This is a genomic window from Kitasatospora sp. NPDC059408 (genome assembly GCF_042751525.1).
Lineage (GTDB): Bacteria > Actinomycetota > Actinomycetes > Streptomycetales > Streptomycetaceae > Kitasatospora.
The window spans coordinates 39,743-57,602 of record NZ_JBHYWI010000039.1 but is presented as its reverse complement, the minus strand read 5'-3'; the positions used below and the strand labels follow the sequence as shown (position 1 = coordinate 57,602).

At 73.2% G+C, this 17,860-nt stretch carries 17 protein-coding genes; 11 read left to right on the top strand and 6 right to left on the bottom strand.

From position 1 onward, the window contains the following. The first annotated feature begins 113 nt into the window (after window positions 1-113). Window positions 114-974 (top strand): GNAT family N-acetyltransferase, encoded by an 861-nt coding sequence (locus ACFXDE_RS24925; protein WP_380437661.1) that lies wholly within the window; start codon window positions 114-116, stop codon window positions 972-974. 71 nt (window positions 975-1,045) lie between these two features. Here the strand turns inward: ACFXDE_RS24925 and ACFXDE_RS24920 are convergent, their stop codons facing one another. After that, window positions 1,046-2,428 carry a pyridoxal phosphate-dependent decarboxylase family protein gene (locus tag ACFXDE_RS24920; protein WP_380496979.1) on the bottom strand — a complete coding sequence of 461 codons (1,383 nt, stop codon included), beginning with the start codon at window positions 2,426-2,428 and terminating at the stop codon, window positions 1,046-1,048. A 195-nt stretch (window positions 2,429-2,623) separates the two neighbouring features. Then, window positions 2,624-3,088: an Lrp/AsnC family transcriptional regulator gene (locus tag ACFXDE_RS24915; protein WP_359967830.1), complete on the bottom strand. Its 465-nt coding sequence runs from the start codon at window positions 3,086-3,088 to the stop codon at window positions 2,624-2,626. 389 nt (window positions 3,089-3,477) lie between these two features. On the opposite strand from ACFXDE_RS24915, the gene nadA reads away from it, so the two are divergent. Then, window positions 3,478-4,662 (top strand): quinolinate synthase NadA, encoded by a 1,185-nt coding sequence (gene nadA / locus ACFXDE_RS24910; RefSeq protein WP_380437657.1) that lies wholly within the window; start codon window positions 3,478-3,480, stop codon window positions 4,660-4,662. A gap of 98 nt (window positions 4,663-4,760) precedes the next feature. Here the strand turns inward: nadA and ACFXDE_RS24905 are convergent, their stop codons facing one another. Then, window positions 4,761-5,054, bottom strand: a complete 294-nt coding sequence (locus ACFXDE_RS24905) for a hypothetical protein (RefSeq protein ID WP_363652151.1) — start codon at window positions 5,052-5,054, stop codon at window positions 4,761-4,763. A 36-nt stretch (window positions 5,055-5,090) separates the two neighbouring features. Further along, on the bottom strand, window positions 5,091-5,897 hold the full coding sequence (locus ACFXDE_RS24900; RefSeq protein WP_380437655.1) for a PspA/IM30 family protein: 807 nt from the start codon (window positions 5,895-5,897) through the stop codon (window positions 5,091-5,093). A 300-nt stretch (window positions 5,898-6,197) separates the two neighbouring features. Between ACFXDE_RS24900 and ACFXDE_RS24895 the strand changes: the two genes are divergently transcribed. Next, on the top strand, window positions 6,198-6,794 hold the full coding sequence (locus tag ACFXDE_RS24895; protein WP_380437654.1) for a DUF3043 domain-containing protein: 597 nt from the start codon (window positions 6,198-6,200) through the stop codon (window positions 6,792-6,794). A gap of 203 nt (window positions 6,795-6,997) precedes the next feature. After that, complete coding sequence (locus ACFXDE_RS24890) at window positions 6,998-7,708, top strand: class I SAM-dependent methyltransferase (RefSeq protein WP_380437764.1); 711 nt, start codon at window positions 6,998-7,000, stop codon at window positions 7,706-7,708. Between the two features lie 26 nt (window positions 7,709-7,734). On the opposite strand, the gene ACFXDE_RS24885 is transcribed toward ACFXDE_RS24890, so the two are convergent. After that, window positions 7,735-7,935, bottom strand: a complete 201-nt coding sequence (locus ACFXDE_RS24885) for a hypothetical protein (protein ID WP_359967816.1) — start codon at window positions 7,933-7,935, stop codon at window positions 7,735-7,737. Window positions 7,936-8,031: 96 nt separating this feature from the next. Between ACFXDE_RS24885 and cobU the strand changes: the two genes are divergently transcribed. The 7 genes from cobU to ACFXDE_RS24850 all read left to right on the top strand — a co-directional run bounded on the left by cobU (window position 8,032) and on the right by ACFXDE_RS24850 (window position 16,680). Next, window positions 8,032-8,604 carry a bifunctional adenosylcobinamide kinase/adenosylcobinamide-phosphate guanylyltransferase gene (gene cobU / locus ACFXDE_RS24880; protein ID WP_380437652.1) on the top strand — a complete coding sequence of 191 codons (573 nt, stop codon included), beginning with the start codon at window positions 8,032-8,034 and terminating at the stop codon, window positions 8,602-8,604. A gap of 28 nt (window positions 8,605-8,632) precedes the next feature. Next, window positions 8,633-9,748: a nicotinate-nucleotide--dimethylbenzimidazole phosphoribosyltransferase gene (locus ACFXDE_RS24875; RefSeq protein WP_380437650.1), complete on the top strand. Its 1,116-nt coding sequence runs from the start codon at window positions 8,633-8,635 to the stop codon at window positions 9,746-9,748. A gap of 84 nt (window positions 9,749-9,832) precedes the next feature. Then, window positions 9,833-10,612 carry an adenosylcobinamide-GDP ribazoletransferase gene (locus ACFXDE_RS24870; RefSeq protein ID WP_380496978.1) on the top strand — a complete coding sequence of 260 codons (780 nt, stop codon included), beginning with the start codon at window positions 9,833-9,835 and terminating at the stop codon, window positions 10,610-10,612. A 261-nt stretch (window positions 10,613-10,873) separates the two neighbouring features. Further along, window positions 10,874-12,373, top strand: a complete 1,500-nt coding sequence (locus ACFXDE_RS24865) for a leucyl aminopeptidase (RefSeq protein WP_380496977.1) — start codon at window positions 10,874-10,876, stop codon at window positions 12,371-12,373. 401 nt (window positions 12,374-12,774) lie between these two features. Beyond that, window positions 12,775-14,163: a dihydrolipoyl dehydrogenase gene (gene lpdA / locus ACFXDE_RS24860; protein ID WP_380437644.1), complete on the top strand. Its 1,389-nt coding sequence runs from the start codon at window positions 12,775-12,777 to the stop codon at window positions 14,161-14,163. A 79-nt stretch (window positions 14,164-14,242) separates the two neighbouring features. Next, window positions 14,243-16,006: a 2-oxoglutarate dehydrogenase, E2 component, dihydrolipoamide succinyltransferase gene (sucB, locus tag ACFXDE_RS24855; RefSeq protein WP_380496976.1), complete on the top strand. Its 1,764-nt coding sequence runs from the start codon at window positions 14,243-14,245 to the stop codon at window positions 16,004-16,006. A 158-nt stretch (window positions 16,007-16,164) separates the two neighbouring features. Continuing rightward, the gene (locus tag ACFXDE_RS24850) at window positions 16,165-16,680 is read left to right on the top strand and encodes a DUF4240 domain-containing protein (RefSeq protein WP_380437640.1); all 516 of its coding nucleotides are present in this window, start codon (window positions 16,165-16,167) and stop codon (window positions 16,678-16,680) included. 19 nt (window positions 16,681-16,699) lie between these two features. On the opposite strand, the gene ACFXDE_RS24845 is transcribed toward ACFXDE_RS24850, so the two are convergent. Beyond that, window positions 16,700-17,839 (bottom strand): DUF2510 domain-containing protein, encoded by a 1,140-nt coding sequence (locus ACFXDE_RS24845; RefSeq protein ID WP_380496975.1) that lies wholly within the window; start codon window positions 17,837-17,839, stop codon window positions 16,700-16,702. Between the last annotated feature and the right edge of the window lie 21 nt (window positions 17,840-17,860).

The following is a 17,860-nucleotide window of genomic DNA, read 5'->3' as shown; positions in this document are numbered from 1 at the left end:
GCGTCCCCTACGGTTCCCATGCTCGCACAACCCGGATGGAGCGGGCACCGCCCGAGCCCCCGATCCGGGCGAAGCGGCCTCGCGGCGGCGCCGCGGACGCCAGGATGGTGGGCATGATCCTGCGCCAGGTCAGGGACACCGCCGCCGACGCGGAGGCCGTCCAGGAGATCGCCCTCGCCTCGTCCGCCGCCTCCGGGCCCGGGACCCCGGGCGCGGCACCGACGCCGGTCCAGTCGGCGCGCACCAGACACCTGGCCCGCACGGATCCGTCGGGCTGCTGGCTCGCCGAGAGCGCCGGGGAGGCGGTCGGCGTGGTGCTGTCGATGCGCCGGGAGGGGCTGTGGATGCCGTCCCTGTTCGCCGTCCGGCCGCACGCGCAGGGCAAGGGCGTCGGGCGGCTGCTGCTGGAGCGGGCGGCGGCCCACGGGCGCGGGTGCCTGCGCGGGATGGTGTGCGTGCCGCAGTCCGCGGCGGCGGCCCGCCGCTACCGGCTGGCCGGGTTCACGCTGCACCCGGCGATGCGGCTGGACGGCCGGGTGGACCGGGCCGGCCTGGTCGACCCCGGGGACATCCCGGTGCACCGCGGCAACGCGACCCACCTGCACCTGCTGGACTCGGTGGACCGGCGCCTGCGCGGCTCGGCGCACGGGCCGGACCACGAGCTGATGCTCGGCCACTTCGAGGAGCTGCTGATCGCCGACGCGCTGGCCGGCAGCGGCTACTGCTACCGCGACGGCGGCGAGGTGAAGCTGCTGGCCGCCACCTCCAAGCGGATCGCCGCCCGGCTGCTGCGCGAGGCGCTGGCCCGGGTGCCGGAGGGGGTGCGGGCGCGGGTGGACTTCCTCACCGCCGAGCAGGAGTGGGCGCTGGACGTCGGCCTGGAGGTGGGGCTCAGCCCGGAGCCCGGGGGCTACGTCGGCCTGCACGGGATGCGGCCGCCGGCGCCGTACCTGCCGAACGGGGCCTTCCTGTAGCGGCCTTCCCGTGGGCGCACCGCGGCCCCGCCGGAGGTGCTCCGGCGGGGCCGCGGTGAGGTGTGCGGGGCTCAGGCCATGGTGTCCAGGATCTCCCGGACCATCTCCATCGTGGTGCCCGGGTGCAGGAAGGCGAAGCGGGCGACCGTCTCGCCGTCCCAGCCGGTGGGGGTGACGAAGCCGATCTGGTCCGCGAGCAGCTGCTGCGACCAACGGTAGTAGTCGTCGTTGGTCCAGCCCGTGCGCTTGAAGCAGACCGCGGAGAGCTGCGGGTCGAACAGCAGCTCCAGGTGCTCGGTGTCGCGGATCAGCCGGGCGGTGTCCTGTGCCAGCTTGAGGCCGGTCTCGATGGCGTCGGTGTACGCCTGGGTGCCGTGCACGGCGAGCGAGAACCAGAGCGGCAGGCCGCGGGCGCGCCGGGTCAGGTGGTAGGCGTAGTCGGTGGGGTTCCACTCGTCGCCCTCGGTGTGCAGGACGTCGAGGTAGGAGGCGTCCTGGGTGTGGACGGCCCGGGCGAGCTGCGGGTTGCGGTAGATCAGCGCGGCGCAGTCGAACGGGGCGAACAGCCACTTGTGCGGGTCCACCACGAAGGAGTCGGCGTGCTCGATGCCGTTGTAGCGGGCCCGGACCGAGGGGGCGAACAGGCCCGCGCCGCCGTAGGCACCGTCCACGTGGAACCACATGTCGCGCTCGCGGGCGACCTCGGCGAGGCCCTGGAGGTCGTCGACGATGCCCTCGTTGGTGGTGCCGGCGGTGCCGACGACCGCGATCACCGTCTCGGGGTTCGGGTCGGCGGCCAGGGCCGCGCGCAGCGCCTCGCCGGTGAACCGCCGGTCGACGGTCGGGACCTTGAAGGCCTCGACGCCGATGATGTTGAAGGTGTTCTTGACCGAGGAGTGCACCTGGTCGGCGACGGCTATGCGCAGGCGCGCCTCCGGCCCACTGGGTCGACCGTCCTTGGCGAGCTTGCGGCGCGCGGTGTCGCGGGCCACGACCAGGGCGGACAGGTTGCCCGCCGAGCCGCCGGAGACGAAGCAGCCGCCGGCCGTCTCGGGCAGGCCCGCGCGGTCGGCGATCAGCCGCAGCACCTGGTTCTCGGCGGCGATCGCGCCGGCCGCCTCCAGCCAGGAGATGCCCTGGAGGGAGGCGCAGGAGACGACCATGTCGAACAGCAGCGCGGCCTTGGTGGGGGCGCACGGGATGAAGGACAGGTAGCGCGGGCTGTCGGCGGAGATGACGGCGCGGGACAGCTCGTGGTCGTAGAGCTTGAGCACGTCGGCCGGGCTGTTGCCCTCGGGGTTCAGCAGGCCGGCCAGCTGGGCGCGCAGGTGCTCGCCGTCGCCGGGGTGGTCGAGCGGGACGGGGTCGTACTGCAGCCGCTCCCGCATGTAGTCGAATACCAGGTCGACCAGGTCGTTGTCGGGCCGGTGCATGCGGTCGGGTGCTGCGGACACGGCTGTCCCTCTCGGCTGTGGGGTCGGGGGATCCGGCCGGGCGGGGAGCGTTCACCGCGCTGACCGGACGTGATCAGCGTAGGCAGCGAAGGGGGTGGGCCGCGCGTCGGAACGCGGCTGGTCAGGCAGGTTTCGAGCGTCTTCGGGCCGGTCCGCGCAGGATTCCTGCGTACGCCCCGGAGAGGGCCGTCCGGGTCAGCCGATCAGCTGGGACAGGACGACGGAGGAGCGGCTGCGCTGGACCCCGGGCTCGCGGCGGATGCGCTCGATGACGGCCTCCAGGTGGCGCATATCGGCGGCGCGCAGGTGGACCAGGGCGTCCGGGTCGCCGGTGACCGTCCAGGCGGCGACCACCTCGGGGAACTGGCGCAGGCTCGCGAGGATCTCCTCGGGGGCGGTCCGCTCGCGGCAGTACACCTCGACGAAGGCCTCGGTCTGCCAGCCGAGCACGGCCGGGTCGAGCACCACGGTGAAGCCGCGGACCACCCCGCGCGCCCGCAGCCGGTCGATCCGGCGGCGGACGGCGGTGGCCGAGAGGTTCACCTGGAGGCCGATCTCGGCGTAGGAGGCACGGCCGTCGCTGCCGAGGCGGGCGAGGAGCAGCCGGTCGGTCTCGTCCAGGTCCGCCCCGGTCACCTCGTGCGCTCGGCTGCTGCTCATCGGTGCGGGGCTCCACGGGTCGTGCGGGGATCGGCGGACGGGACGGCAGTGGCCGGTCTGCCGAAACGGTTCGGCATCCATTCTGGCGGATGACATGAGCGAGTTCACCGCTGACAGATGACCGGGAGGCGTACACCAGGGCGCCACTCGTGGTTCAGGTCACCGGCAGCACGATCTTCTCGCGAGTGCGGCCCCCGGCGCTCGGCGCACACCCGGAGCCGCCCGGATACCGATTCGGCCACGCCCGGAAGCATCCGATCCGGCAAGCGGTTCTCGTCACATCGACAGGATGGCCATCGTCACTCTGACGCTAACCGGTTATCATAGATAGTGTCAGATAGACGAAAAGGCTTCACCGCTTGATCGGCCGCACAGAAGGGCACCCGCCCGTGACCACCACCATCACCGAGACCTACGGCGTCGACCCCACTCCGACGCCGCTCGCTCTGCTGCTGCTCGGCCGGGAGGCCGACCCGAACAGCGAGCGCGGCGTCGAGTGCCCCGGTGACCTCCCCCCGGCCTCCGACCCGAACCTCGTCGAGCGCGCCCGGGCGGCCAAGGCCGCGCTGGGCGAGCGCGTCTTCATCCTCGGGCACCACTACCAGCGCGACGAGGTGATCGAGTTCGCCGACGTCACCGGTGACTCGTTCAAGCTCGCCCGGGACGCGGCGGCCCGCCCGGAGGCCGAGTTCATCGTCTTCTGCGGCGTGCACTTCATGGCCGAGTCCGCGGACATCCTCACCGGCGACGACCAGAAGGTCGTCCTGCCCGACCTCGCGGCCGGCTGCTCGATGGCCGACATGGCCACCGCCGAGCAGGTCGCCGAGTGCTGGGACGTGCTGACCGACGCCGGCATAGCCGACGTGACCGTCCCGGTCTCGTACATGAACTCCTCCGCCGACATCAAGGCCTTCACCGGCAAGCACGGCGGCACCATCTGCACCTCCTCCAACGCCAAGCGCGCCCTGGAGTGGGCCTTCGAGCAGGGGCAGAAGGTCCTGTTCCTGCCCGACCAGCACCTCGGCCGCAACACCGCGGTGCGCGACATGGGCTTCTCGCTGGACGACTGCGTCCTGTACAACCCCCACAAGCCGAACGGCGGCCTGACCGCCGAGCAGCTGCGCGACGCCAAGATGATCCTCTGGCGCGGCCACTGCTCGGTGCACGGCCGGTTCAGCCTGGACTCGGTGAACGACGTCCGCGAGCGCATCCCCGGCGTCACCGTCCTGGTGCACCCGGAGTGCAAGCACGAGGTCGTCGCCGCCGCGGACATGGTCGGCTCCACCGAGTACATCATCAAGGCGCTCGACGCCGCCGAGCCCGGCTCCAAGTGGGCCATCGGCACCGAACTGAACCTCGTCCGCCGCCTCGCCAAGGCGCACCCGGACAAGGAGATCGTCTTCCTGGACCGCGCGGTCTGCTTCTGCTCGACCATGAACCGGATCGACCTGCCGCACCTCGTCTGGGCGCTGGAGTCGCTGGTCGAGGGCCGGGTGCCGAACGTGATCACCGTCGACCCGGAGACCGAGCGGTACGCCAAGGCGGCGCTGGACCGGATGCTCGCCCTGCCGTAGCACTCGCCCTGCCGCAACAGCGGCGGACGCACGAAGGGCGGGCCCCCTCCGAGTGGAGGGGGCCCGCCCTTTCGTCTGGCGCCAAGCGGTGCGGAAGGCTACTCCGGGTACCCGGGGATGACGCCCTCGTCATCGGCCATCAGCAGCGCGCGGACCTCGTCGATCGTCGCCTCCGCGGCCGGCAGGATCAGCTCGGACGGCTCCAGCGAGTCGTCCGGCAGCCTGGTGCCGTACTGCTTCACGGCGTCCAGCAGCTTGCCGTACGCCGAGCGGAAGAGCTCCTCGTCGCCCGAGTCGACCGCGGTGACGAGCTCCGCGTCGAGCTCGTTGAGCAGGTTGAGGTGGGCCTCGCCGACCTCGAACTGCCCCTCACCCATGACCCTCATGATCATGCCGTGCGTCTCCCTGGTTCGTGGGTGGAGCTCAGCTCACTTGTTGTAGTTGATGCGCGGGGTGTCCTGCGGCGCATCGTGCGGCTGCTGCTGCGGCTTGCCCTGCTCGATCGCGGCCGGACCGGCAGCCGGACCGCCCGACAGCTCGGCCTTCATGCGGGCCAGCTCCAGCTCGACGTCCGAACCGCCGGCGACGCGCTCCAGCTCCGCCTCGATGTCGTCCTTGCGGCCGAGACCGCTCGCGTCGTCGAGCGCGCCGGAGGCCAGCAGCTCGTCGATCGCGCCGGCCCGCGCCTGCATCTGCGCGGTCTTGTCCTCGGCGCGCTGGATCGCCAGGCCGACGTCGCCCATCTCCTCCGAGATCCCGGAGAAGGACTCGGCGATGCGGGTCTGCGCCTGGGCCGCGGTGTAGGTGGCCTTGATGGTCTCCTTCTTGGTGCGGAAGGCGTCCACCTTGGCCTGCAGCCGCTGGGAGGCGAGCGTGAGCTTCTCCTCCTCGGCCTGGAGCGCCTGGTACTGCGCCTCCAGGTCGTTGATCTGGGACTGCATGTTGGCCTTGCGGGTCAGCGCCTCGCGCGCGAGGTCCTCGCGGCCGAGCGACAGCGCCTTGCGGCCCTGGTCCTCGTACTTCGCGGACTGCTGCTGGAGCTGGGTCAGCTGGAGTTCCAGGCGCTTGCGCGAGGTCGCGACGTCCGCGACGCCACGCCGTACCTTCTGCAGCAGTTCGAGCTGCTTCTGGTAGGAGTAGTCGAGCGTCTCACGGGGATCCTCCGCCCGGTCCAAGGCCTTGTTCGCCTTGGAGCGGAAGATCAACCCCATACGCTTCATGATTCCGTCGCTCATGGGCCTCGGGTGCCCCCTTCTCCGGCCTGCGGTCTCTATCTCGTTACCAGACACGACGAGTGTATGTGCAGCGAGCCCGTCGCCGCAGTGCACCTGCCTGCAACAAGACTGCTACAGCGCTGGGTGCCTCTTCCTCATCCCCCGGGTGGATCCCATTCTCATCCCCCCAATCCTCCACCCGACCGATCCCCTACGGGAAGGGGCCGGAAAACCCCGGGCGGGTTCCCACCTCGCGGATCGATACGCGTTTGCGTCCGAGGCCGCCCCGAGAAGCGCCGCCGCACCCCGTACGCTGGTGGTGTGTTCCGACGCCGTTCAGATGATGCCGCTGCCTCCACCGTGCTGGAGAAGCAGGACGAGACGACCCAGGCCCGCGACCCGCAGGCCAAGAAGGGCCGGCCCACGCCCAAGCGCAGTGAGGCCGAGGCCAACCGGCGTACCCGGGTGGTCGTGCCCAAGGACCGCAAGGAGGCCGCCAAGCAGGCCCGCGACCGGATGCGGGTCGAGCGCGAGAAGCAGCGCCAGGCGCTCATGGACGGTGACGAGCGCCACCTGCCCGCGCGCGACAAGGGTGCGGTGCGCAAGTTCGCCCGCGACTACGTGGACGCCCGCTGGTCGCTGGCCGAGTTCTTCCTCCCCGCGGCCGTGCTCATCCTGGTCCTCAGCATCGTCAAGGTGCCGGCCCTGCAGCTGCTCTCCACCCTGCTGTTCCTGCTGTTCTTCGTGCTGGTCGCGCTGGACTTCGTCCGCCTCGGCCTCGGCCTGCGCAAGCAGCTCGGCGAGCGCTTCGCGGGCCAGAACACCCGCGGAACGGTCGCCTACGGCCTGATGCGCATCCTGCAGATGCGCCGGCTGCGGCTGCCCAAGCCGCAGGTCCGTCGCGGGGAGCGGCCCTGACCGCCGAACCGGTGGACTCCGGCTGGGCCCCGCCGTCCTGGGAGGGGCCCGGCCTCTACGCGCTGCCGGGCCAGGGCGACGGCGGGCACGACCGGCTCGGCCAGGAGCGGGCCGGCCAGGAGCGCCGGCTGCCCTCCCGCAGCGGCTCCTTCGCCGGCGGCACCGCCGCGTGGCTGGACCGGCTCGGCGGACTGCGCAACTTCGTGCGCCAGGAGCTCGTCAGCCGGCAGCTCGCCGACCAGCTGGCCGGCCGCACCGCGCAGCGCGTCCTCGACATCGGCTGCGGCCAGGGCACCCAGGCGCTGCGCCTGGCCCGGGCCGGCCACTACGTCACCGGCATCGACTCCGACCCGGTCGCGCTCGGCGTCGCCCAGGGGGCGCTCGCCGAGGAGGCGCCCGAGGTCCGCGGGCGGATCCAGCTGCTCAGCGGCGACGGCCACCAGTGCGGGCGCTGGTTCGGCCCGCGCAGCTTCGACGTCGTGCTCTGCCACGGCGTCCTGATGTACCTGCCCGACCCGGACCCGATGATCGCCTCGCTGGCCCGGCTGCTCGCGCCCGGCGGACTGCTCTCGCTGCTCGTCCGCAACCGCGACGCGCTCGCCCTGCGGCCCGCCGCCGCCGGGGACTGGCGGGCCGCCCTGCACGCGTTCGAGAGCGACCGCTACTACAACCGGCTCGGACTGGCCGCCCGCGCCGACCGGCTCGCCGACCTGTCCGTCACGCTCTCCGAGGTGTCGGTGCCGCTCAAGCACTGGTACGGCGTGCGGGTCTTCACCGACAACGCCCCCGACGACGCGGCCCCGCCGGTGGACGGGCGCCAGCTGGCCCAGCTGCTGGAGGCCGAGGACCGCGCCGGGCGCACCGACCCCTACCGGCAGGTGGCCGCGCTGCTGCACGTCATCGGGGCCAAGTAGCGCCCCCTGACGGGCGGTTGCGCCGGTCAGTCCTCGTGCAGGCTCATCGAGTAGACGACCCGGTCGTCGTCCAGCAGGACGGCGTTGTCGACACCGTCCTCGGCGAGCTGCTTCCAGGTCTCGCCGATCCAGGTCTCGGCGTCGCCCTGGCCGGCGAACTCCTCGTGCCCGACGCCCGGCGCCACCTCGGTGCCGTCCGCCTTCTCGTACCGCCACGTCCAGACCATGCCCGGCTCCTCCCGCCGACGACCCTGCCAGTGTGCTGCGCACCTTAGCCTGCCCGGCACGATCTTCCGTATGCCCGGTCCGGCAGGATGGGAACCATGGCGACCCACCCCGAACCCTCCCGCACGCTCCTCCTCGGCGGTGCGCGCTCCGGCAAGTCCACCAAGGCCGAACTGCTCCTCGCCGACCGGGCGGACGTCCTGTACGTCGCCACCGGCGGCACCCGGGACGGCGACGCCGAGTGGGCCCAGCGGGTCGCCCTGCACCGCGAGCGGCGCCCGGCGAGCTGGCGCACCGCCGAGACCTGCGACCTGGAGGCGGTCCTCGCGGACACCGCCGATCCGGCCCCGGTGCTCGTCGACTGCCTTGCGCTGTGGCTGACTTCGGTGATGGACGAGTGCGGCGCCTGGGACGACGCGGCCTGGGCTGGCGGCGCGGAGGCCGCCGTGCAGCGGCGGTGCGACGCCCTCGCGCGGGCCTGGGCGGCGACCGGGCGGCACGTCGTCGCCGTGAGCAACGAGGTCGGCATGGGCGTCGTCCCGGCGACCGCGGCCGGCCGCCGCTTCCGCGACACCCTGGGACGGCTCAACATGGCCGTGGCGGACGCCTCGCAGCGTGTGCTGCTGGTCGTGGCCGGGCAGGTTCTGACGGTCAAGCCAGCCGCAGCGTGAACACCTGCGGCGTGTAGCCTCTCGGACGATGGACACGACCGTGGATCTCGATACGTTCTCCTCGCTCGTCGAGCGCCCCGACGAGAGCGCCCGGCGGGCCGCCGACGAACGCTGGCAGGCGGCCGACCGGCCGCGCGGCGGGCTCGGCAAGCTGGAGGAGCTGGGCAGCTGGCTGTCGTCCGTGCAGGGGCGCTCCCCGGTGCGGCCGGTCTCGGCGCCCAAGGTGCTGCTGTTCGCCGCCGACCACGGCGTGGCCGCGCTCGGGGTGTCCCGGCTGCCCGCCGCGGGCGGCACCGCGGCCCGGGTGCGGGCCGTGCTCGACGGCACCGCGCCGGTCGCCCGGCTGGCCTCCCGGTACGGCGCCGACGTGCGGATCGTCGACGTCGCGGTGGACACCGACCCGGCGGACTTCCCGGACGAGGTGGTCGGCCACCGGATCCGGCGCGGCTCCGGGCGGATCGACATCGAGGACGCCCTCACGCCCGAGGAGACCGTCCGGGCCTTCCGGGCCGGCATGGCCGTCGCCGACGAGGAGGCCGACGCCGGGACGGACCTGGTGCTCCTCGGCGACCTCGGGGTCGGCTCGACGACCGTCGCCGGGGTGCTGATCGGCGCCCTGTGCGGGACGGACGCCGCCGCGGTGACCGGGCGCGGCTCGGGCATCGACGACCGCGTCTGGATGGTCAAGTGCGCGACCATCCGGGACTCGCTGCGGCGGGCCCGGCCGGTCCTCGGCGACCAGCTGGCGCTGCTCGGCGCCACCGGCGGCGCGGACTTCGCCGCCATCACCGGCTTCCTGCTCCAGGCCGCCGTGCGCAAGCTGCCGGTCGTGCTGGACGGGGTCGTCTCGGCGGCCTGCGCGCTGGTCGCGCAGCGGATCGCCTTCCGGGCGCCGGAGTGGTGGCGCGCCGGGCAGTCCAGCGGGGAGCCGGCCCAGGCCAAGGCGTACGACCGCCTGACGCTGACGCCGATGCAGGAGCAGGGGATCACGATGGGCGAGGGCGTCGGCGCGCTGCTGGCGCTGCCGCTTCTCCAGGCCGCCGGGGACGCGCTCGCGGACGAGGCGCCGCGCGCGTACGTGCCGGCGGCGCCCAAGGAGCAGCCGAGGCTGCCGTCGGCGGCGGACCTGCTGCGGCGGCTGTAGGCGCGCACCGGTACGGACAACCGGCGGACGGCGGCTCGGATTTCGGGCCGCCGTCCGCCGTCTCACACAGTTAGGAAGTGCGGCGTGGAGCGGGCCGGCTGGGGCGACGGGCTGCGGTTCGCGTTCGGGACGCTGTCGGTCCTGCGGGTGCGGGTCGAGCGGTGGGACCGGGCGGCCGGGGGGCGGGCCATGGTGCTGGCGCCGGCCGTGGGGCTCGTGCTGGGCGGGATCGCGGCCGGGGCCGGGGCACTCGTCGCCTGGCGGGCGGGCGGGCTGCTCGGGGCGGTCACGGCGGTGGGCGTGCTCGCGGCGCTCACCCGGGGGCTGCACCTGGACGGGCTCGCGGACGTCGCGGACGGACTGGGCAGCGGGAAGCCCGCCGAGGACGCGCTGCGCATCATGAAGCAGTCCGATATCGGGCCCTTCGGCGTACTTGTGCTGCTTCTCGCCCTGTTCGCCCAGATCGCCGCATTGGCCGGACAGTTCGGGCACTCGCCGCTGCGCGGGGCGCTGGCGGTTGTGTGCTCCGCGGTGGCCGCGCGGTGCGCGCTCGCATGGGGCTGCCTGCGGTCGGTTCCGCCCGCGCGGCCGGGCGGACTCGGGGCGATGGTGGCGAGCACCGTCGCTCCCCCGGCCGCCCTGGCCGCGACGGCCGCGACGGCGCTCCTTCTGGCCATTCTCGGCCTGTTTGACGGCTCGTCATCCGTTCGCCTCCCCCTGGCCCTCGCCCTCGGGGTCGGCTGCGCGTGGCTGCTGCTCCGCCGCTGCGTACGGCGCTTCGGCGGCATCACCGGGGACGTGCTCGGCGCCGTGGCGGAGACCGCCGCGACCGGCTCGTTGTTCGCCCTGGCGTTGCTGGCCTGACACCGGGCGGCGCGTGATCCCACCATGCGGACTACCATGCGGGGAGCACCGCAGCCCTGCACCGTCGCAGGTCCTGCCCGCCCGGCGCCGAGCGTGGAGCCGGGGCCTCTGGTGTGCGTGTCCGCGAACGGCGGGTGCGCGTAGCCAGGGGACCCGGACCCGGACCGCGCCGGAGGGACACCCGCGACGCCCGCCGGGCTGCGCCGGTGCGGCAGCCTCGCCGCACCCGGCCGTGGACCGCGAAAGAACAGGACGCATTACGTGACTGCATTGTCTGTGAGCACCTCCGCCGCCGCCTCGCTGCGTGCGGACGCGCTGGTGGTCGGTGTCGCGAAGGGCCCCAAGGGCATCGTGCTGGCCGCCGGCACCGACGCCGTGAACGAGGCGTTCGAGGGCAAGCTGGCCGAGGTCCTCACCACCCTGGGCGCGACCGGCGCCGAGGGCGAGGCCGTCAAGGTCCCCGCTCCCGCCGGGCTGAAGGCCGCGCTCGTGCTCGCGGTCGGCCTCGGCGAGGCGGCCGAGGAGGGCTACGGCCTGGAGACGCTGCGCCGCGCCGCCGGTGTCGCCGCCCGCACCCTGGCCGGCGCCAAGAAGGCCGCGCTGGCCCTGCCCGCCGAGTCCGCGGACGAGGTCGAGGCCGTCGCCCTCGGCGGTCTGCTCGGCTCGTACGCCTTCGGCACCTACAAGGGCGAGGGCGGCAAGGAGCCGGTCGGCGAGCTCGTCGTGCTGGCCCCGCGCAAGGGCAGCAAGGACTCCAAGGCCGCCGTGGAGCGCGCCGCCGCGATCGGCGAGGAGATGAACCGGGCCCGCGACCTGGTCAACACCGCCCCGAACGACCTGAACCCGAAGAGCTTCGCCGCGATCGTCCAGGCCGCCGGCAAGGAGCACGGCCTCAAGGTCGAGGTGCTGGACGAGAAGGCGCTCACCAAGGGCGGCTTCGGCGGCCTGCTGGGCGTCGGCAACGGCTCGGCGAACCCGCCCCGGCTGGTGAAGGTGGCCTACACCCACCCGAAGGCCAAGGCCACGCTCGCCTTCGTCGGCAAGGGCATCACCTACGACTCGGGCGGCATCTCGCTGAAGCCGGCCGGCCACAACGAGACCATGAAGTGCGACATGGCCGGCGCCGCCGCCGTCTTCGCCACCGTGGTCGCGGCCAAGCGCCTCGGCCTGGCCGTCAACGTCACCGGCTGGCTCGCGCTGGCCGAGAACATGCCGTCCGGCTCCGCCACCCGCCCGGGCGACGTGCTGCGCATGTACGGCGGCAAGACCGTCGAGGTGCTGAACACCGACGCCGAGGGCCGCCTGGTGCTGGCCGACGCGATCGTGCGCGCCGGCGAGGAGAACCCGGACGCCATCGTCGACGTGGCCACCCTGACCGGCGCCATGGTGCTGGCCCTGGGCAACCGCACCTTCGGCGTGATGTCCAACAACGACGAGCTGCGCGAGACCCTGCACACCGTCGCGGGCGAGGTCGGCGAGCAGTCCTGGCCGATGCCGCTGCCGGCCGAGCTGCGCAAGGGCATGACCGAGTCGACCATCGCCGACCTGGCCAACATGGGCGAGCGCATGGGCGGCGGCCTGGTGGCCGGTCTGTTCCTGAAGGAGTTCGTGGCCGAGGGCACCGACTGGGCGCACCTGGACATCGCCGGCCCGGCGTTCCACGAGGGCGCGCCGTTCGGCTACACCCCGAAGGGCGGCACCGCGAGCGCGGTGCGCACCCTGCTCGCCACCGCCTCGCGCCCGCGGCCGGCTACGGCCTGACCCCCCCCACCCGTCGGGGGGGGCCCCGGCCCACGTGCGCCGGGCCCCCTCCGGCGTTCCGGACGGGTTACCCGCAGGTAGGCCGCCACCCGGCCCCGCACCCCTGTTCGCTGCGGGCGAAACTTTGTTCCGCAGTGCGGAAGCAGCGGCGCCCGAAGGCCGTCACAGCGCCCGCCCGGTGGCTGTCAACCCGGCGTTGAGCTGCAATGATGCCCTTCCGTCGGGGGTGTTCCCACCCCCGTGACCACCCGGTGGGACACCCGCGGGGCGGACCCGGACATCAGCCGCCGTGAACAAGTGCGAAGATGTATTTCCGGCACGACTGGGCGCCCCACAAAGGCTTCCGACCCACCGGACCGCGACCGGCCCGGCGACCCACCCCATTGCATGGAGGACGTGACGTGGCGAACGACGCCAGCACCGTTTTCGACGTAGTCATTCTCGGAGGCGGAAGCGGCGGTTACGCCGCGGCGCTCCGCGCCGCTCAGCTGGGCCTGAGCGTCGCCCTGGTCGAGAAGGGTGAGCTGGGCGGCACCTGCCTGCACCGCGGCTGCATTCCGACCAAGGCGCTGCTGCACGCGGCCGAGATCGCCGACGAGACGAAGGAGGCCGCCGAGTTCGGCGTGCTGGCCACCTTCCAGGGCATCGACATCAACGGCGTCCACAAGTACAAGGACGACGTCATCGCCGGCCTGTACAAGGGCCTCCAGGGCCTGGTCGCCTCCCGCAAGGTGACCTTCATCCAGGGCGCGGGCAAGCTCTCCTCGCAGACCTCGGTGGACGTCAACGGCCAGCGCATCGAGGGCCGCCACATCGTCCTCGCCACCGGCTCCGTGCCGCGCTCGATCCCGGGCCTGGAGATCGACGGCGACCGCGTCATCTCCTCCGACCACGCGCTCAAGCTCGACCGCATCCCGAAGTCGGCCGTCATCCTCGGCGGCGGCGTCATCGGCGTCGAGTTCGCCTCGGTCTGGAAGTCCTTCGGCGTCGAGGTCACCATCGTCGAGGCGCTGCCGCACCTCGTCCCGCTGGAGGACGAGAACTCCTCGAAGCTGCTGGAGCGCGCGTTCCGCAAGCGCGGCATCAAGTTCGAGCTGAAGGCCCGCTTCTCGGGCGTCGAGTACACCGAGGCCGGTGTCCGCGTCTCCACCGAGAACGGCAAGCAGATCGACGCCGACCTGCTGCTCGTCGCCATCGGCCGCGGCCCGGTCTCGGCCGGCCTCGGCTACGAGGAGAACGGCGTCGCGATGGACCGCGGCTACGTCCTCGTCGACGAGTACATGCGCACCAACGTGCCCACCATCTCGGCCGTCGGTGACCTCGCCCCGACCCTGCAGCTCGCCCACGTGGGCTTCGCCGAGGGCATCCTGGTCGCCGAGCGCCTGGCCGGCCTGAAGCCGATGCCGATCGACTACGACGGCGTCCCGCGCGTGACGTACTCCAACCCCGAGGTGGCCTCCGTCGGCATCTCCGAGGCCAAGGCCGTCGAGCTGTACGGCAAGGACAAGGTCGTCACCCTCAAGTACAACCTGGCCGGCAACGGCAAGAGCAAGATCCTGAAGACCGCCGGCGAGATCAAGCTCGTCCAGGTCAAGGACGGCGCCGTGGTCGGCGTCCACATGGTCGGCGCCCGCATGGGCGAGCAGGTCGGCGAAGCCCAGCTGATCTACAACTGGGAGGCCCTGCCGGCCGAGGTCGCGCAGCTGATCCACGCGCACCCGACCCAGTCCGAGGCCCTGGGCGAGGCGCACCTGGCGCTGGCCGGCAAGCCGCTGCACGCGCACGACTGATCACGCCCCCACCCCCGTTCCGGTACTTCCGTACTTCCCGTACTCCCGTACGCAAGACTTGATAGGAGTCGCTGAAACCATGGCGGTCTCAGTAACACTGCCCGCGCTGGGCGAGAGCGTTTCCGAGGGCACCGTCACCCGCTGGCTGAAGGCCGAGGGTGAGCGTGTCGAGGTCGACGAGCCGCTGCTCGAGGTCTCGACCGACAAGGTCGACACCGAGATCCCGGCGCCGGCCTCCGGCATCCTGGCCTCGATCAAGGTCGGCGAGGACGAGACCGTCGAGGTGGGCGCCGAGCTGGCGATCATCGACGACGGCTCCGGCGCCCCGGTCCCCGCCGCTGCTCCGGCCGCCGCGGCCGCGCCCGCCGCCGCTCCGGCTCCGGTCGCCGCCCCGGCCCCGGTCGCCGCTCCGGCCCCCGTTGCCGCTCCGGCTCCCGTTGCCGCTCCGGCCGCTCCGGCCGGCGACGCCACCCCGGTCGTGCTGCCCGCGCTGGGCGAGTCGGTCACCGAGGGCACCGTCACCCGCTGGCTGAAGGCCGAGGGTGAGACCGTCGAGGTCGACGAGCCGCTGCTCGAGGTCTCCACGGACAAGGTCGACACCGAGATCCCGTCGCCGGTCGCCGGCGTCGTCGTCAAGATCCTGGTCGGCGAGGACGAGACCGCCGAGGTCGGCGCCCAGCTCGCGCTGATCGGCGCCCCGGGTGCGGCTGCTGCCGCTCCGGCTCCGGTCGCCGCCCCGGCCCCGGTCGCTGCTCCGGCTGCTCCGGCTCCGGTCGCTGCCCCGGCCCCCGTTGCCGCCCCGGCCCCCGTTGCTGCCCCGGCCCCGGTTGCCGCTCCGGCTGCTCCGGCCCCGGTTGCCGCTCCGGCCCCCGTTGCCGCCCCGGCTCCGGTCGCCCCGGCCGCCCCGGTGGCCGACGCCGGTGACGCCTACGTCACCCCGCTGGTGCGCAAGCTCGCCGCCGAGCACGGTGTCGCGCTGTCCGCCGTCACCGGTACCGGTGTCGGCGGCCGCATCCGCAAGCAGGACGTCATCGCCGCCGCCGAGGCCGCCAAGGCCGCGCCGGCTCCGGTCGCCGCTGCCGCCCCGGCCGCCGCGCCGAAGGCCGCCGCCGCTCCGTCCGCCCTGCGCGGCCAGACGGTCAAGATGACCCGCATGCGCAAGGTCATCGGCGACAACATGCTGAAGGCCCTGCACGAGCAGGCCCAGCTGACCAGCGTGGTCGAGGTGGACGTCACCAAGATCATGTCGCTGCGCGGCAAGGCCAAGGACTCCTTCCTCGCCCGCGAGGGCGTCAAGCTGTCCCCGATGCCGTTCTTCGTCAAGGCCGCCGCCCAGGCGCTGAAGGCCCACGCGGCCATCAACGCCCGGATCAACGAGGCCGAGGGCACCATCACCTACTTCGACACCGAGAACATCGGTATCGCGGTGGACTCCGAGAAGGGTCTGATGACCCCGGTCATCAAGGGTGCGGGCGACCTCAACATCGCCGGCATCTCGAAGAAGACCGCCGAGCTGGCCACCAAGGTCCGCGACAGCAAGATCACCCCGGACGAGCTGTCCGGTGCGACCTTCACCATCAGCAACACCGGCTCGCGCGGTGCACTGTTCGACACCGTGATCGTGCCGCCGAACCAGGTCGCCATCCTGGGCATCGGCGCCACCGTCAAGCGCCCGGTCGTCATCGAGGCCGACGGCGGCACCGCCATCGGCATCCGCGACATGACCTACCTGTCGCTCTCCTACGACCACCGCCTGGTGGACGGCGCCGACGCCGCCCGCTACCTGGTCGCGGTCAAGGAGATCCTGGAGGCCGGCGAGTTCGAGGTCGAGCTCGGCCTCTGACCCCCCGTGGTCCCCGCGGAACCCCGCACCGTCCCCGGACGGCGCGGGGTTCCGCCGTTCCCGGCCCGGCCGCCGACGAACGTTCCGCCGGGCGTCACCAGCGTTTCGCCGGGCCATGGCATGCGCGGAGGCGGGCGAACGGGGATGCTGGAGCGGTGATGGACGAGACCGACTTCTGGCAGATCATCGACGAGACCCGGGAGGCCGCCGACGGCGACCCCGACGAGCAGGCCGACCGGCTGGTGGAGCACCTCGTCCAGCTGACCCCGGACGACGTCATCGACTTCGGCCGGCTCTTCGAGGCCCGCTTCCAGCGCGCCTACCGGTACGACCTGTGGGGCGCCGCCCACCTGCTGCTCGACGGCGCCTCCGAGGACACCTTCGACTTCTTCCGCTGCTGGCTGATCGGCCAGGGCCGGGACGTCTTCGAGGGCGGGCTGCACGAGCCGGACGACCTGGCCGACCTCCTGCCCGAGTTCGACGAGGAGGAGGACGGCGAGGCCGAGGACCTCGGCTACGCCGCCGACGAGGCCTACGAGCAGCTCACCGGCCTGCCGCTGCCCGAGGTGGGCGGGCGGCAGGCGGGCCGTCCGGCGGGGACGCCGCTGGACTTCGAGGACCCGGACGCGATGGCGAAACGCTTTCCCAAGCTCTGGGAGCGCTACGGGGATTAGAGCGCCGTCCTCCGGAGGGTCAGGTGGTGCTGCCCGTGCCGGCGCTGCCGTCCTGCTTGATGCCCCGGAGGATCTGGTCCAGGACGGAGGCGTCCGGCGCGGCCGGGTCGTCGTCCACGCCGCCCTCGAACACGACGAACCCGCCGCCCTTGGCCGGGACGGTGGCCAGCAGGACGTAGCCCTGGGTGCCGTCCGAGGTGCGCACGTGCCAGCGGGAGGCGTAGCCGAGCACCCCGGCGACGGTGACGTAGGCCGAGCCCGAGTCGGTGTGCGAGGTGATCCCGGTGAAGATCGCGGCCGCGTAGTCGGGCATCGCGGCCTCGGCGGCGGCCTTGGCGGTGGCGCCCTGGGCGGTGTCCTTCTGGATCGCGAACTGGCCGCGGATGCAGGTGTTGTTCCCGTCCGGGCAGGTGTAGCGGCCGGAGCCGAGGTAGACCGTCGACTTGGTGTTGTTGGTCTGCGCCTCCCAGCCGTCGAACAGCGGGACGGTGATGGCGTGCTGGGCGTCCGGCACGGTGCCCTTGAGGACGGGCGCGGGCTTGGGCGCCTGCTGCGTCTGTGTCGGGGTCGGCACGGTGGTGGGGAGCGTGTAGGTCGGGCTGGGGGCCGGCTCCTGGCTCCGGGTGACGGTGACCGTCGGGTTCGGGGTCGGGTCGGCCGACGGGGAGCCGCCGGCGAGCGTCAGGCCGGCGATCACCGCACCGACGACGAGGACCGCGACGGCGATGCCGATGACGACGCCCGGCTTCACGCCTCCGCCGCGGGCCGGCGGCGGGTAGCCGTAGCCGGGCGGCTGGGCGCCTGGGTAGGCCGGGCCGTACTCCTGGTTCCCGTAGCCCTGGCCGTACTCGGGGGCGCCGTAGCCCTGGCCCGGGTAGCCGTAGCCGGGGGCCTGGCCGCCGGGGTAGCCGTAGCCGGGCGGCGGCGCGTCCTGCGGGGCCGGGGCTGGGGCTTGGGCGCCGTAGCCGTACCCGGCGGCCGGGGCCGAGGGCCCCGGCGGCTGCCAGCCCTGGGTCGGCGCGTCGGCGACCCGGGCGGCGCCGCCCTGGAGCGGGCGCACCTCGGAGGTCCAGGCGTTGCCGTCCCACCAGCGCTCCTGACCGGGCGCGCCGTCCGCACCGGGTACCGGGTACCACCCGGGAGGCGTCGAGTTGCTCACGGGCGTACCGTACCCGGCACG